15 protein-coding genes are annotated in these 12,176 nt (G+C 74.5%); 10 read left to right on the top strand and 5 right to left on the bottom strand.

Features of this window, described 5'->3' with window-relative positions; genetic code table 11:
- Positions 1 to 32: 32 nt before the first annotated feature.
- Complete coding sequence (locus ABTX81_RS33425; protein ID WP_350553505.1) at positions 33 to 857, bottom strand: NAD(P)H-binding protein; 825 nt, start codon at positions 855 to 857, stop codon at positions 33 to 35.
- A gap of 57 nt (positions 858 to 914) precedes the next feature.
- The gene (locus ABTX81_RS33430; protein ID WP_350553507.1) at positions 915 to 1,715 is read right to left on the bottom strand and encodes an NAD(P)H-dependent oxidoreductase; all 801 of its coding nucleotides are present in this window, start codon (positions 1,713 to 1,715) and stop codon (positions 915 to 917) included.
- A gap of 133 nt (positions 1,716 to 1,848) precedes the next feature.
- Between ABTX81_RS33430 and ABTX81_RS33435 the strand changes: the two genes are divergently transcribed.
- Positions 1,849 to 2,811, top strand: coding sequence for a helix-turn-helix transcriptional regulator (locus ABTX81_RS33435; RefSeq protein ID WP_350553509.1), 963 nt, complete (start codon positions 1,849 to 1,851; stop codon positions 2,809 to 2,811).
- On the opposite strand, the gene ABTX81_RS33440 is transcribed toward ABTX81_RS33435, so the two are convergent.
- On the bottom strand, positions 2,801 to 3,688 hold the full coding sequence (locus ABTX81_RS33440; protein ID WP_350553511.1) for a LysR family transcriptional regulator: 888 nt from the start codon (positions 3,686 to 3,688) through the stop codon (positions 2,801 to 2,803). The genes ABTX81_RS33435 and ABTX81_RS33440 overlap by 11 nt on opposite strands.
- Positions 3,689 to 3,883: 195 nt before the next feature.
- On the opposite strand from ABTX81_RS33440, the gene ABTX81_RS33445 reads away from it, so the two are divergent.
- The 7 genes from ABTX81_RS33445 to ABTX81_RS33475 all read left to right on the top strand — a co-directional run bounded on the left by ABTX81_RS33445 (position 3,884) and on the right by ABTX81_RS33475 (position 9,580).
- Positions 3,884 to 4,525, top strand: coding sequence for a mycothiol-dependent nitroreductase Rv2466c family protein (locus tag ABTX81_RS33445; protein WP_350553513.1), 642 nt, complete (start codon positions 3,884 to 3,886; stop codon positions 4,523 to 4,525).
- Between the two features lie 15 nt (positions 4,526 to 4,540).
- Entirely contained in the window at positions 4,541 to 5,425 is an 885-nt protein-coding gene (locus ABTX81_RS33450; protein ID WP_350553537.1) for an EamA family transporter, read from the top strand.
- A 304-nt stretch (positions 5,426 to 5,729) separates the two neighbouring features.
- A complete protein-coding gene (locus tag ABTX81_RS33455; protein ID WP_350553515.1) occupies positions 5,730 to 6,221 on the top strand; it encodes a hypothetical protein in 492 nt (163 codons plus the stop codon).
- Between the two features lie 158 nt (positions 6,222 to 6,379).
- The gene (locus ABTX81_RS33460) at positions 6,380 to 7,321 is read left to right on the top strand and encodes an arsenic resistance protein (RefSeq protein WP_350553539.1); all 942 of its coding nucleotides are present in this window, start codon (positions 6,380 to 6,382) and stop codon (positions 7,319 to 7,321) included.
- Between the two features lie 103 nt (positions 7,322 to 7,424).
- Positions 7,425 to 7,961, top strand: coding sequence for a carboxymuconolactone decarboxylase family protein (locus ABTX81_RS33465; RefSeq protein ID WP_350553517.1), 537 nt, complete (start codon positions 7,425 to 7,427; stop codon positions 7,959 to 7,961).
- A 152-nt stretch (positions 7,962 to 8,113) separates the two neighbouring features.
- Positions 8,114 to 8,854: a hypothetical protein gene (locus ABTX81_RS33470; RefSeq protein ID WP_350553519.1), complete on the top strand. Its 741-nt coding sequence runs from the start codon at positions 8,114 to 8,116 to the stop codon at positions 8,852 to 8,854.
- 255 nt (positions 8,855 to 9,109) lie between these two features.
- Positions 9,110 to 9,580, top strand: coding sequence for a DUF8189 domain-containing protein (locus ABTX81_RS33475; protein ID WP_350553521.1), 471 nt, complete (start codon positions 9,110 to 9,112; stop codon positions 9,578 to 9,580).
- 34 nt (positions 9,581 to 9,614) lie between these two features.
- On the opposite strand, the gene ABTX81_RS33480 is transcribed toward ABTX81_RS33475, so the two are convergent.
- Both ABTX81_RS33480 and ABTX81_RS33485 read right to left on the bottom strand, forming a co-directional pair.
- Positions 9,615 to 10,127, bottom strand: a complete 513-nt coding sequence (locus ABTX81_RS33480) for a hypothetical protein (protein ID WP_350553523.1) — start codon at positions 10,125 to 10,127, stop codon at positions 9,615 to 9,617.
- Positions 10,128 to 10,203: 76 nt separating this feature from the next.
- Positions 10,204 to 11,094 carry a LysR family transcriptional regulator gene (locus tag ABTX81_RS33485; RefSeq protein WP_350553525.1) on the bottom strand — a complete coding sequence of 297 codons (891 nt, stop codon included), beginning with the start codon at positions 11,092 to 11,094 and terminating at the stop codon, positions 10,204 to 10,206.
- A gap of 72 nt (positions 11,095 to 11,166) precedes the next feature.
- Here ABTX81_RS33485 and ABTX81_RS33490 point away from each other — a divergent pair, with 72 nt between their 5' ends.
- Entirely contained in the window at positions 11,167 to 11,556 is a 390-nt protein-coding gene (locus ABTX81_RS33490; protein WP_350553527.1) for a RidA family protein, read from the top strand.
- 62 nt (positions 11,557 to 11,618) lie between these two features.
- Positions 11,619 to 12,065: a DUF8189 domain-containing protein gene (locus ABTX81_RS33495; RefSeq protein WP_350553529.1), complete on the top strand. Its 447-nt coding sequence runs from the start codon at positions 11,619 to 11,621 to the stop codon at positions 12,063 to 12,065.
- The last annotated feature ends 111 nt before the right edge of the window (positions 12,066 to 12,176 follow it).

Here is a 12,176-nt window from a genome sequence, read left to right on the forward strand (position 1 = left end):
CTCCAGCGGCGGGGCGTCGAACGGGAAGGCCATCAGGGCTCCAGAGGGGCGGCGAGCAGGGCGCGGACAGTGTCGGCGAGCGGGGTGGCGGGGCGTCCGAGCAGCCGGCCGAGGTCGGCCGTGCGCCGCTCCAACGCGCCCGCGCGCACCAGGGAGTTGAGGAATCGCGGCACGCCCGGCGGCTCCTCCGCCGGGTCGGCGTCCCGGTGGGTGACGCCGGGCAGCAGGGCGGCCAGTTCGGGGTGGGTCCAGCGGGCACCGGTGAGGTCGTACGCCGCGCCGTCGTGCCCCTCCTCGACCAGCACCCGGGCCGCCGCCTCCGCCAGGTCGGCCCGGGTGGCGGTGTTCAGGCCGCGCCCGCCGGTGGTGGTGGCGAGGACGCCGGTGGCGAGCGCGCCGCGCAGCAGCTCCGGGGTCACGAACCCCTCGGTGTAGAACGGGTTGCGCACCACGGTGGTCGCCAACCCGCTGAGGATCAGCAGGAGTTCGGTGGCATGGTGGGCCTCGGTGAGGCCGTCGGGCGCGGTGTCCGCGCCGAGGAAACTGGTGTAGACCAGCCGCCCGACCCCGGCGGCGCGGGCGGCCTCGACCACCGCCCGGTGGTGCTGGATCCGCCGCTCGGGGGCGAGTTCGGGGGAGGAGACCAGCAGCACCCGCTCGGCGCCGGCGAACGCGGCCCGCAGGCTCGCCGGTTCGTCGTAGTCGGCCCGGCGGACGGCCACGCCCCGCGCGGCGTGGGCGTCGAGCGCGGCGGGGCGCCGGACGGCGGCGGCGACCCGCCCGGGCGGCCCCAGCGCGAGCAGCCGGTCGAGGACGAGGCGGCCGAGGGCGCCGGAGGCGCCGGTCACAACGATCACCCGCGCAACTGTGGTGACCCGCAAGCCCCTTGGTCAACACCTTTTCCCCGGGGGCGGTCAGCGCGTGTGCAGCTCCAGCCCCCGGCCGCCCGGGCGCTCCAGGCCCTCCCGCAGCCGCATGTCCCGACCGTAGTCGCCGCCGTCCAGCCGCCGGAACGGCACCGGCTCCTCGGTGAACAGCCCGTCCAGCCGCCGCCCGTACGCCTCCGCGGCGGCCTCGAACCCCTCCTCCGGCAGGCCCACCGTCCCGTACACGGCGAACGGTTCGAGCGCCGCCATCCCGGTGAACCAGAGCACACCGTGCTGCAGCGGGAACAGCACGTCCGCCAGCGGCCCGTGCGCGCCCCGGTCGGAGAACGCCGACTCGCGCGCGCCGACGCTCACCGCCAGCAGTGCGCGCTTGCGGCCGAGCGCGCCCTCGCTGTACGGCGGCGGGACGTCCGGGCCGTGCGCGAACCCGAAGGTCAGCACCCGGTCGATCCACCCCTTGAGGATCGCCGGCACCGAGAACCACCAGAGCGGGAACTGGAACACCACCGCGTCCGCCCAGCGCAGCTTCTCCTGCTCGGCCGCAAGCTCCGCCGCCAGCCGCCCGTCCCGGGTCGCCCCGCCCTGGACGTCGAGCACCCGCAGGCGTTCGTCGGCCGGGTGCTCCGGGAAGTCGTCGGCGCCGAGGGCGGCCTGCCACTTCATCGCGTAGAGGTCGGAGAGCCGCACCTCGTGCCCGGCGGCGCGCAGCCGTCCGACCGCGAAGTCCGCCAACGCGGCGGTCAGGGAGTGCGGTTCGGGGTGGGCGGTGACGATCAGGACGCGCCGGGGGCGGTCGACGGGCTGCTGCTGCGCTGCGTGGCTGTTCATGACGCCCACCCTCGCCCGCGCCGCGCCCCGCAGCCAGGTCCCTGTTCTTCCGGTGGACTCCCGTTCCTGGTACCGCCAGGGCCACCCACACCGGAACGCCACCCATACCGGAACGCCACCCATACTGGAACGCATGGAAACCGTCGCCGCCCGCCCCGCCGAACCGGAAGCCCGCCCCGCCGAGCCCGCCGCCCGCTCCGTCGACCCCCGGCACGCCCTGGGCGAGTTCCTGCGCGCCCGCCGCGGCCGGGTCGCCCCCGAGCGGGTCGGCCTGGCGGGCGGCGGCCGGCGGCGGGTGCGCGGGCTGCGCCGCGAGGAGCTGGCGCAGCTGGCGGGCATCAGCGTCGACTACTACGTCCGCCTGGAGCAGGGCCGCTCCACCCAGCCGTCGAACGAAGTGCTGGACGCGCTGGCCCGCACCCTGGGCCTGGACGAGGCGGAGCGCCGCCACCTGTACACCCTGGCCTGCGGCAGCCGGGTGCCGCTGCCCGCGCCCCGGGTGGGCCCGGTGCTGCGCCGGATGCTGGACGCGCTGGGCGCGGGGCTGCCCGCCTTCGTCACGGACCACCGCCTCGACGTGGTGGCCTGGAACGCGCTGGGCGCCGAACTCCTCGGCGGTGCGGGGGACCCGGCGCGCCGCGACCGCAACCAGGCCCGGTTCCTGTTCCGGGACGCCGCCGCCCGCACCGTCCACCCCGACTGGGCGGCGCGCGCCGCCGAGGCCGTCGGCCAGCTCAGGGTGGCGGCCGGCACCTGGCCGGAGGACGCCGAGCTGACCGCGCTGATCACCGAACTCTGCGCCGGCAGCGTGGAGTTCCGCCGGATCTGGGACTCGGGAGTGGTGGTGATGTGCGCGGCGGGCCGCAAGCGCCTGCACCACCCGCTGACCGGCACCCTCACCCTGGACTTCGAGGCCCTGCACATCCCGGCCGCCCCCGGCGAGACGGGCCATGTCCTGCACGTCTTCTCCCCGGGCGAGGACCTCGCCGCGGCCGCCGCCCTCGCCCGCCTCGCCGAGGCCGCGACGGAAGCCGCAGGAGCGGCGGGACCGACGGGACCGACGGCGGGACCGGCGGCGGGAGCGGTCACGGCGTAGGGGGCGCGTCGGCGATGCCCAGCAGCGCCAGGAACGCGGCCGCCGCCGGCTGGGGGCTCGCCCGCCCCCAGACCACGAACTCGGCGCGGGCCGGCGCGTCCGTGACCTCGATGGTGACCAGGCCGCTCAGGCCCGTGACGTAGGAGGGCGGCAGCAGCGCCACCCCCAGGCCCGCGCCGACCAGCCGGGCCAGGTAGTCCGCGTTGGTCACCTCGAAGGCGACCTGCCGGCCGAGACCGGCGGCGGCGAAGGCCAGATCGGACTGGGCCCGCCCGGCGGTCTTCGCCGGCAGGTCCACGAACACCTCCACGGCCAGCCGGCGCAGGTCGACCGAGGCCTCGCCGGCCAGCGGGTGGTCCGGGGAGACCACCGCGACCAGCCGCTCCCGGGCCAGTTCCCGCGCCTGGACGCCCCGGGGGCGGGCGGTGACCGGGATGCCCAGGAAGGCCACCTCCAGCTCGCCCTGCCGGACCTGCTCGACCAGTTCGTCGCTCGCCCCCACGCTCAGGCTGATCCGGGCCTCGGGATGGCGCCGGTGGAACTCCCCGAGCACGGCGGGGACGTCCACCGCCGCGACGGTGGGGATCAGCCCCACCGTCAGCCGCCCGCGCACCTCCCCGACGGCCGCCGCCACCTCGGTCGCCGCCCGCTCCGCCGCGTCCAGGCACTGCCGGGCGGCGGGCAGGAAGGCCGCGCCCGCCGGGGTCAACCGCACCCGCCGGCTGGTGCGTTCGAACAGCCGGGCGCCCAACTCCTTCTCCAGGCGAGCGATCTGGTGGCTGAGCGCGGACTGCACCACCAGGCAGCGCTGGGCGGCCCTGGTGAAGCTGCCCGTCTCGGCCACGGCGATGACGTACCGCATCTGCTGGAGCTCCATCGATCCATCGTGATCCGCGATGCATCGGGTGACAAGCATGTGTTGGACTCATCGATCCGGCCGGCCCGAGACTGAGGGCGACCGCACGCGGCAGGACTCCGCCGCCGCTGCCCTCTCCCCGATTCCCGCCCCTGGGCGCACCCCGCCGAGGCGTGCCCGCGCGCGCCCGCCACACCGAAAGGACCGACGACCGACATGAGCGCCACACCGGACGGCTCCGCGAAGACCGTCGCCGACATCTGGGTCGACCCCCGCTGCCCCTGGGCGTGGATCACCTCCCGCTGGATGCTGGAGGTGGAGCGGGTCCGGCCGCTGGAGACCCGCTTCCGCCTCATGAGCCTGTCCGTCCTCAACGAGGACCGCGAGATCCCCGAGAAGTACCGCCAGGGCCAGATCGACGGCTGGGCCTGCGTGCGCGTCTGCACAGCGGCGCAGCACCGGCACGGCAGCGCGGTGCTGCGCCCCCTCTACGAGGCGATGGGCCGGCTGATCCACCACGAGCGGGCCGGGCTCGGCCGCGACATGATCGCCGCCGCCCTGGCGGAGGCCGGACTGCCCGCCGAGCTGGTCACGGCCGGGGACGACGACGGCTGGGACGAGCGGCTGCGGATCGAGCACCACGAGGGGATGGACCCGGTCGGCTCCGAGGTCGGCACCCCCGTGATCCACGTGCCCGGCCCGGACGGCAGGCCGCTGGCGTTCTTCGGCCCCGTGCTCACCCCGGGCCCGCGCGGCGAGGCGGCGGGCCGGCTCTGGGACGCCGTGCTGGCGGTGGCGAGCACCGACGGCTTCTTCGAGCTGAAGCGCGGCCGCGACCGCGACCCGATCTTCGACTGAGGCGGCGTGAACACCGTGACGAGCGGACGGAACCTGTCCACGGCGGCGCTGACCGGCCTGGCACCGGCGGTCTGGGGCAGCACCTACCTGGTGACCACCGAACTGCTGCCGCCGGACCGGCCGTTGCTGGCCACCACCATGCGGGCGCTGCCCGGCGGCCTGTTCCTGGTCGCCCTCGGCCGGCGGCTTCCCGCCGGCATCTGGTGGTGGCGCGCACTGGCGCTCGGCGTGCTGAACATCGGCGCCTTCAACGTCCTGCTCTTCGTCGCCGCCTACCGGCTGCCCGGCGGCATCGCGGCCGTGATCATGTCGGCCCAGCCGGTGTTCGTGGTGGCCCTGGCCGCCCTCTTCCTCGGCGAGCGGGTCCGCGGCCGGCACGCTCTGGCCTGCGGGCTGGGTGCCGGAGGCGTGGGGTTACTGGTGTTCAAGGGCTCGGTGTCGCCGGACGGCGTCGGCGTGCTCGCCGCGCTCGGCGGGGCGCTCTGCATGGCCTCCGGCATCACCCTGACCAAACGGTGGGGCCGGCCCGGGGGCGTCGGCCTGCTCACCTTCACCGGGTGGCAGCTCACCGCCGGCGGCCTGGTGCTGCTGCCCTTCTGGCTGTCCCTGGAGGACCTGCCCGACGGCCTCACCGGCTCCAACGCCGTCGGGTTCACCTACCTGATCACCCTGGGCGCGGTGCTCAGCTACATGGTCTGGTTCCGGGGCATCGAGCGGCTGCCGGCCACCGCGGTCTCCTTCCTCGCACTGGGCAGCCCGGTCGTGGCGACGCTGCTGGGCTACCTCTTCAAGGACCAGACGCTGTCCGTCCTCCAACTCCTCGGCATCGCCGTCATCTTCCTGGCGGTCACGCTCGGCCAGCCCCAATCGCCCCGGAGGAAGCCCGCCCTGACACCCTGACCCCACCCCCGGCGCCCGGCGTCCCTCTCGCCCCGGCCTGCGGCGCCTGGCGCCCCCTCCTGCCCCTTCCGCGCGCCCCCGTGCGCCCCACCTCCCTCCCCTCTGCGCGGCGGCAGAGCCCGGGCCCATCACCCCCAACCACCCCCGGCGCCCGGCGTCCCTCTCGCCCTGGCCTGCGGCGCCTGGCGCCCCCTCCTGCCCCTTCCGCGCGCCCCCGTGCGCCCCACCTCCCTCCCCTCTGCACGGCGGCAGAGCCCGGTGGGGCAGGATCGGTCCGTTCAGGTCGGATCGGAGGAGGCACGGGGTGCGGCGGCGCGGGGCGGGGACGGTGGTGGCCGTGGTGGTGGGCGTGGCGGCGGTGGTCGGGTGCGGCGGCCCGCAGCCCAAGCAGGACGAGCTGATCGCCGTCCGCCTGGAGGGCGGCAAGCTCGTCGTCCGCACCGGCATGTGCCACGACGAGCGCCTGCACGCCGTCCGGGTCAAGGTCTTCCCCGGCTCCGAGAAGCTGGAGGTCCGCCCGCACGAGGGCCGCTCCCTCACCGACACCGTCGACCTCGGCGACCTCCCGCCCGGCTGGATGTCCTACGGCCAACTCCCCGGCCGCGTCGCCGCCGACAAGCGCTACACCGTCGAGGTCGCCCGCGACCGCACCCTCACCGTGACCGTCCCCGGCGACGTGCTGCTCGCCCTGCCCGCCGACAAGTGGGCGGCCGGCGGCTGGGACTGGGACTACAAGCTGCTCACCGCCAAGGAGTTCGACAAGCGCCGCAAGGCCTCCTGCGAGGACGGCTCCTGACCCGCCCGACGCCACCCGCCTGACCTGCGAGGATGGATGCCGGCCCGCCACCGCGGCGGCCCGGTGCCGCCGAGCGAGAGGGAGCAGTGGGAGTGACACAGCAGGAACCGCAGAGCAGCAGCGGCGGCAGAAGCAGCGGCGGAGGCCTGGTCGAGCGGATGGAACAGCACCAAGTGGCGGTCTACCTCGCCGCGATGGCGCTCGGCGGACTGCTGGGACGGCTGGCCCCGGGCGCCGGCCCCGGCCTGGAGCACGCCATCAACCCCGTGCTCGGCGCCCTGCTCTTCGTCACCTTCCTCCAGGTCCCGGCCGCCGAACTGCTGCGCTCGCTGCGCGACACCCGCTTCCTGACCGCCGCCCTGACCGTGAACTTCGCCGTCGTCCCCCTCGTGGTGGCCGCGATGTTCACCTTCCTGCCCGACGACCAGGCCGTCCGCATCGGCGTGCTGCTGGTGCTGCTCTGCCCGTGCGTGGACTACGTCATCGTCTTCTCCGGCCTGGCCGGCGGCTCCAACCACCGCCTGCTCGCCGCCACCCCGCTGCTGCTGGTGGCGCAGATGCTGCTGCTCCCGGTGTTCCTCTACCTCTTCATGGGCTCGGAGCTGTCCGACATCGTCGAGGCCGGCCCGTTCGTCCAGGCCTTCCTCACCCTGATCGTCATCCCGCTCGCCCTCGCCTGGCTGCTCCAGGCCTGGGCCGCCCGCGGCCCGTCCGGCCGCCGGGTCGCGGCCGCCGCGACCACCACGATGGTGCCGCTGATGGCCGCGACCCTGCTGACCGTCGTCGCCTCCCAGGTCCCCAAGCTGGGGGACAGCCTCGGCGACGTCGCCGGGGTGATCCCGTTCTACGTGCTGTTCCTGCTGGTGATGGCGTTCGCCGGCAAGGCCGTCGCCCGCCTCTTGCGGCTCGGCACCGGCGCCTCCCGCGCGATCGTCTTCACCGGCGCGACCCGCAACTCCCTGGTCGTCCTGCCGCTCGCCCTCGCCCTGCCCGACACCCTCGCCGTGGCGGCGTCCGTGGTCGTCACGCAGACCCTGGTCGAGGTGCTCGGCATGGTCGCCTACGTCCGCCTCGTCCCCCGCCTGGTCCCGTCGCGTTAGGTCCAGGGCCTCCAGATTGCCCAGTTGTTGTTGAACCGGTTCGACAAGGGCCGCACGACCGTATCGTGGTCCCACAAGTCACCTGCCACGGAGGCCGATTCGCATGCCGCACATCGACGTCCCGCACCAGCGACCCGGCATCCGGGGGCTGATGGCCACCAAGCCCTCCTCGGGGCGCGCACTCGGTCAGCTCGCGGAGCAACTGCTCCGCGGCGAGTCCCCGCTCACCGTGGGCGAGCGCGAGCTGATCGCCGCGTACGTCTCCTCCCGCAACGAGACCCGCTACTGCACCGGTTCGCACAGCGCGGCCGCCGCGCACACGCTGAGCGGAGGCGACTACACCGTGGTCGACGCCGTCAAGCGCGACCTGGCGACCGCACCGGTGAGCGAGAAGCTGCGCGCGCTGCTGGAGCTCGCGGGCCACGTCCAGATCAGCGGCCTGGCCGTCACCGAGGAGCACATCGCCGCCGCCCGCGCGGCGGGCGCCGACGACGAGGCCGTCCACGACACCGTGCTGATCGCTGCCGCCTTCTGCATGTACAACCGCTACGTCGACGGCCTCGCCGCGATCACTCCCGACGACCCCGCCGTCTACGACGAGATCGGCGAGAACCTCGCCTCCAAGGGCTACCTGTCCTGACCCCCGCACCACCCGGGCCCCGGCCGGTCACCCCGACCGGCCGGGCCCGACGCCGAGTCGCCCGTTCGAGCGGAGCCCGGCCGGGAGGTTCCGTCGATCGGCCGCGCCCGCACCGCCGCGGGCGCGGGAGCGGGGTTCCACTGGAGCCGCCCATGGACACCCCGCGACACCGCCTCCCCGCCCGGCTGCTCGGCCCCGCGACCGTCGGCTGCCTCCTGCTGCACCTCCTGGCCACCGCCTCCCCGGCACGGGCCTTCGTCACGGCCAACCACACCAAGGTGACGCTGGACGCCGTCGAGTTCGCCGAGGTCGCCCGCGCCCAGGTCACCCGCGCGGTCAACGTCAGCGACAAGAAGCCCTGGGGGGACGACTCCAGGGCGCACTGCGACAACGCCGACCACCTGACCGACGCCGACAACGGCGGCGCGGCGTACCCGCGCTCCCGGACGCGCGCCTTCCGCGAGCTCCAGAACTGCGCGCAGTACGCGTACACCAACTTCGTCCGGGCCGTCTCGGCCGCCGACGGCATCGTGGACGCGGCCGGAGCGCCGGTGCAGGCGCAGGTCGCCGCCCGGGAGTGCCGGCTCGACGAGGGGCCGGACTACAAGAAGTGCGAGGTCCTCGACGGCCTGGGCCGCTCCTGGCACGTGATCGAGGACTTCTACTCGCACAGCAACGACGCCGACAAGCACGACGAGAAGCAGGACATCAGCCACCTGAACGCCCCTGGCCTCGCCCGGTCGGCCCCGGCCCCGGTCTTCGACATGGCCGCCTACCGCAAGGACTGGTCGAGCCTCAACGTCCTCGCCGAGTTCTCCGAGCGGCTGGACCCCCGCCTCCGCGGGCGGTCCGCCGCGACGGGCCCCGCATCAGCGGCGCGGGCGTCTTCCTGACCAGGGCCGACGCCGAGGAGGCCCGAGCCGTGATCGCCGCGCGGGAGAGTCGACTGCTGGATCGAGGAGGTCCCGGTCGCCGTCTGACGCGGGCGCCCGCCGCGCGTCCGGGCAGACCTCGGGCGGCCGACGGGGCACTCCGGGCCGGCCGCGCGACCATGATCCACTCGGCGGGGGTGACGGGGCGTCGCGGCCGCGTGAGGCTGGGCGGTGAGGGCCTGCACCACGCCGGTCCGTTGTCCGGAGGAGCGGGTCATGGGGATCAAGAAGAGGTTCGGGAAGGCCGTCGCGTCGTCGGCCGTGGTCGCCGCCACGTTGGTGGGGACCGTCGCCGGGACGGCGGGCACCGCCCAGGCCGCCCAGGTGGACACCCTGGTGAACTACATGTGCAACAAGCCGGCGACCACGGCCGAGCCCTGGATCGGCTGGCCCGGTGCGAAGTTCCTCTGCGGCGGCGGGTACGGCTTCAACATCCCCCTGTACAACTTCGACGACGGCACCCGCCAGTCCTTCTTCGTCGGCGCGGACCACGCGATCTGGACCACCTGGATGCCGCCGACCGGCGGCGCCAGCCCCGTGGTCTCGCTGGGCGGCGTGGTCACCTCCGACGCCACCATCAGCGCCCACGACGGCAACTACCTGCAGCTGAAGGTCCGCGGCACGGACGGCAAGAGCTGGTACAAGGAGCGTGACAAGGGCGGGAACTGGAGCAACTGGCACCGCTGATCGTCCCAGGTCCCGCCCGGCTCACCGGCTACGGTCAGCAGTGCTGCCAGTCCGTCCACATGCCGTTGGCGCCGATGGTGTTGCACCAGGCGTAGCCGTCACTGCCGAGCACCCCCACGAGGGGGATGCCGTTGGTGACGGAGCCGACGACGCCGTCCAGGACGCCGCTGGCGGAGCCGAAGACGGCCCAGCTGGACCAGGATCCGCCCGCGCTGGACTGGAAGGTGTGCCAGACCTGCCGGTCCGAACCGACGGCCACCCACTCGTTCCGGCCGTCCGGCCACTGCCAACCATGGACGACGGTGCCGCACAGCCTGATGACGGTGGGCGCGCCCAACGGGAGCGGGGTCGTGCAGCCGTCACCGGCGGCACTGGGCGTGCCGCCGGTGACGGCACGCGTGGTGACATCGGCGATGGCCGCCGCACCGGCGCCGGCGGACCCGTTCGGGGCCGGCGCCGCCTGGGCGGTGGCGACGGGGCCGAAGGTGGCCACGAGGGCCAGGGCCAGGGCGGCGAGAATGCCGGGCTTCTTAAGGTTTTCCCCCAAGGGATGGTGTGCCCGCCAACCGGGCTGCTGCCTCGGCTGGTTGGTCGTCACCATACCGTTCGTACAGGCACTGTTTCTAGAGGGCTGCGAGCAGGTTGGCCACCAAGGGGCTCCGGTCCTCCCGTCGCCAGGCGGCGGCGACCCGGGTGCGGGCCGTGCGGGGTTCGACGGGGCGGAAGGCGACCTCCCGGAGACGGAGGCGCCGGATGCTCGCCGGGGCGAGCGAGACACCGAGCCCCGCGCCGACGAGCGCGCAGACCGTCTGCCACTCCACCGCGTGCTGCACGATCCGCGGCGCGAAGCCGGCGGTGCCGCACAGTTCCGTGATCCGGTCGTACAGCCGGGGCCCGGCCGGGCGGGGGAGCAGCACGAACGGAGACTCCGCCAACTCGGTGATGTCCACGACCCGTTGGGCCGCGAGCCGGTGATCCGCCGGGAGCACGGCGACGAACCGCTCGGTGAGCACGGTGCGGAAGGCGAGTGGCCCCGCCCCGTCGTCGTCCGGGGGCTCGCGCAGCAGCCCGACGTCGATCGTCCGCTCCCGCAGGGCGGCGAGCTGCGGGGCGGTGGTCATCTCGCGCAGGTCCAGCTCCACGTCCGGCCAGCGCTCGCGGAAGGTGCCGAGCAGCCCGGGCAGGACGGTCAGCGCGAGCGAGGCCGAGAACCCGATCCGCAGCCGCCCCGCCCGCCCGTCGCCCACGGCCCGGGCGGCGGCCAGCCCGTCCGCGAGGTCGGCGAGCGCCCGCCGCGCCGCCGGCAGCAGCGCCCGCCCGGCCGGGGTGAGCGCGACCCGCCCCGGCTCGCGCACGAACAGCGGGTGGCCGACCTTCGTCTCCAGCCGGGCTATCTGCTGGCTCAGCGGGGGCTGCGCGATACCGAGGCGGGCTGCGGCGCGACCGAAGTGCAGCTCCTCGGCGAGGACGGCGAAGGCGTGCACCTGGGGGAGCGGGAGTTCGGGGCGGTCCATATCCCAAGAGATATCAGGCGATGGTCCTTCACGTATTAGACGTATCACCGCAGCCCGCCTAGCGTGCGGGGCATGACAGAGCGACGCGCCATCCTCAGCGGTTCGACCTTCGAGGAGCGGATCGGCTACGCCCGCGCCGTCGTGGACGGCGACCGCGTCCACGTCTCCGGCACGACCGGCTACGACTACACCGCCATGACCATCTCCGACGACGTGGTGGAGCAGGCCGAACAGTGCCTGCGCAACATCGGCGCGGCCCTGGCGGAGGCCGGCTGCACCTTCGCCGACGTCGTCCGCGTCCGCTACCTGCTGCCGGAGCGCGAGGACTTCGAGCCCTGCTGGCCGGTGCTGCGCCGCGCCTTCGGGGAGGTCCGCCCGGCGGCCACGATGCTGGTGTGCGGGCTGGCGGACCCGGCGATGCGGATCGAGATCGAGGTCGACGCCCGCCGCCGAGGGCAGTGACGGAAGGTCGACCGGGCATCCTGACCTGGCTCTACGGCCGTTACCCGCCGGCAGGTGGTGACGTGCCCTCGGGCAGCCCGGAAACGATCAAGGAAGCGCCGGCGGGGGCCGCCGTCGCCACGACGGGCACCGCCCAGGCCGCGCGGGTGGACAGCGTGGTGAACGACCTGTGCAAGAAGCCGACGGCCACGGCCGAGCCCTGGATCGGCTGGTCCGGCACGACGTTCCTCTGCGGCGGGGGGTACGGCTTCGGCGCCCCCGTGGACCACTTCGACGACGGCACCCACCAGTCGTTCTTCGTCGGCCCGGACCACGCGATCTGGACCACCTGGATGGACCCGCGGACCGGCAAGAGCCCTGTGGTCTCGCTGGGCGGCGTGGTCACGTCCGACGCCGTCATCAGTGACCACGACGGCGACCACCTGCAGCTGAAGGTGCGCGGTACGGACGGCCGCAGCTGGTACAAGGAGCGCGACGAGCACGGGAACTGGAGCAACTGGCACCGCTAGGACTTGAACCGAGTGCCGTGCCCGGTCCGGGACCGGAGTGGGAAGTCACCGTGCGGTGGATCTCCTGCGGCAGCAGACTGCGCTGCAGGGTGAGCGCGGTCTCCCGCTCCC

The organism is Kitasatospora sp. NPDC097605, assembly GCF_040302725.1.
Lineage (GTDB): Bacteria > Actinomycetota > Actinomycetes > Streptomycetales > Streptomycetaceae > Kitasatospora.

Excerpts from the sequence above, each read along its gene's own strand:
- ABTX81_RS33430 (WP_350553507.1), bottom strand. The coding sequence starts at position 1,715 with ATGAACAGCCACGCAGCGCAGCAGCAGCCCGTCGACCGCCCCCGGCGC.
- ABTX81_RS33435 (WP_350553509.1), top strand. The coding sequence starts at position 1,849 with ATGGAAACCGTCGCCGCCCGCCCCGCCGAACCGGAAGCCCGCCCCGCC.
- ABTX81_RS33440 (WP_350553511.1), bottom strand. The coding sequence starts at position 3,688 with ATGGAGCTCCAGCAGATGCGGTACGTCATCGCCGTGGCCGAGACGGGC.
- ABTX81_RS33445 (WP_350553513.1), top strand. The coding sequence starts at position 3,884 with ATGAGCGCCACACCGGACGGCTCCGCGAAGACCGTCGCCGACATCTGG.
- ABTX81_RS33460 (WP_350553539.1), top strand. The coding sequence starts at position 6,380 with ATGGAACAGCACCAAGTGGCGGTCTACCTCGCCGCGATGGCGCTCGGC.
- ABTX81_RS33465 (WP_350553517.1), top strand. The coding sequence starts at position 7,425 with ATGCCGCACATCGACGTCCCGCACCAGCGACCCGGCATCCGGGGGCTG.
- ABTX81_RS33470 (WP_350553519.1), top strand. The coding sequence starts at position 8,114 with ATGGACACCCCGCGACACCGCCTCCCCGCCCGGCTGCTCGGCCCCGCG.
- ABTX81_RS33475 (WP_350553521.1), top strand. The coding sequence starts at position 9,110 with ATGGGGATCAAGAAGAGGTTCGGGAAGGCCGTCGCGTCGTCGGCCGTG.
- ABTX81_RS33485 (WP_350553525.1), bottom strand. The coding sequence starts at position 11,094 with ATGGACCGCCCCGAACTCCCGCTCCCCCAGGTGCACGCCTTCGCCGTC.
- ABTX81_RS33490 (WP_350553527.1), top strand. The coding sequence starts at position 11,167 with ATGACAGAGCGACGCGCCATCCTCAGCGGTTCGACCTTCGAGGAGCGG.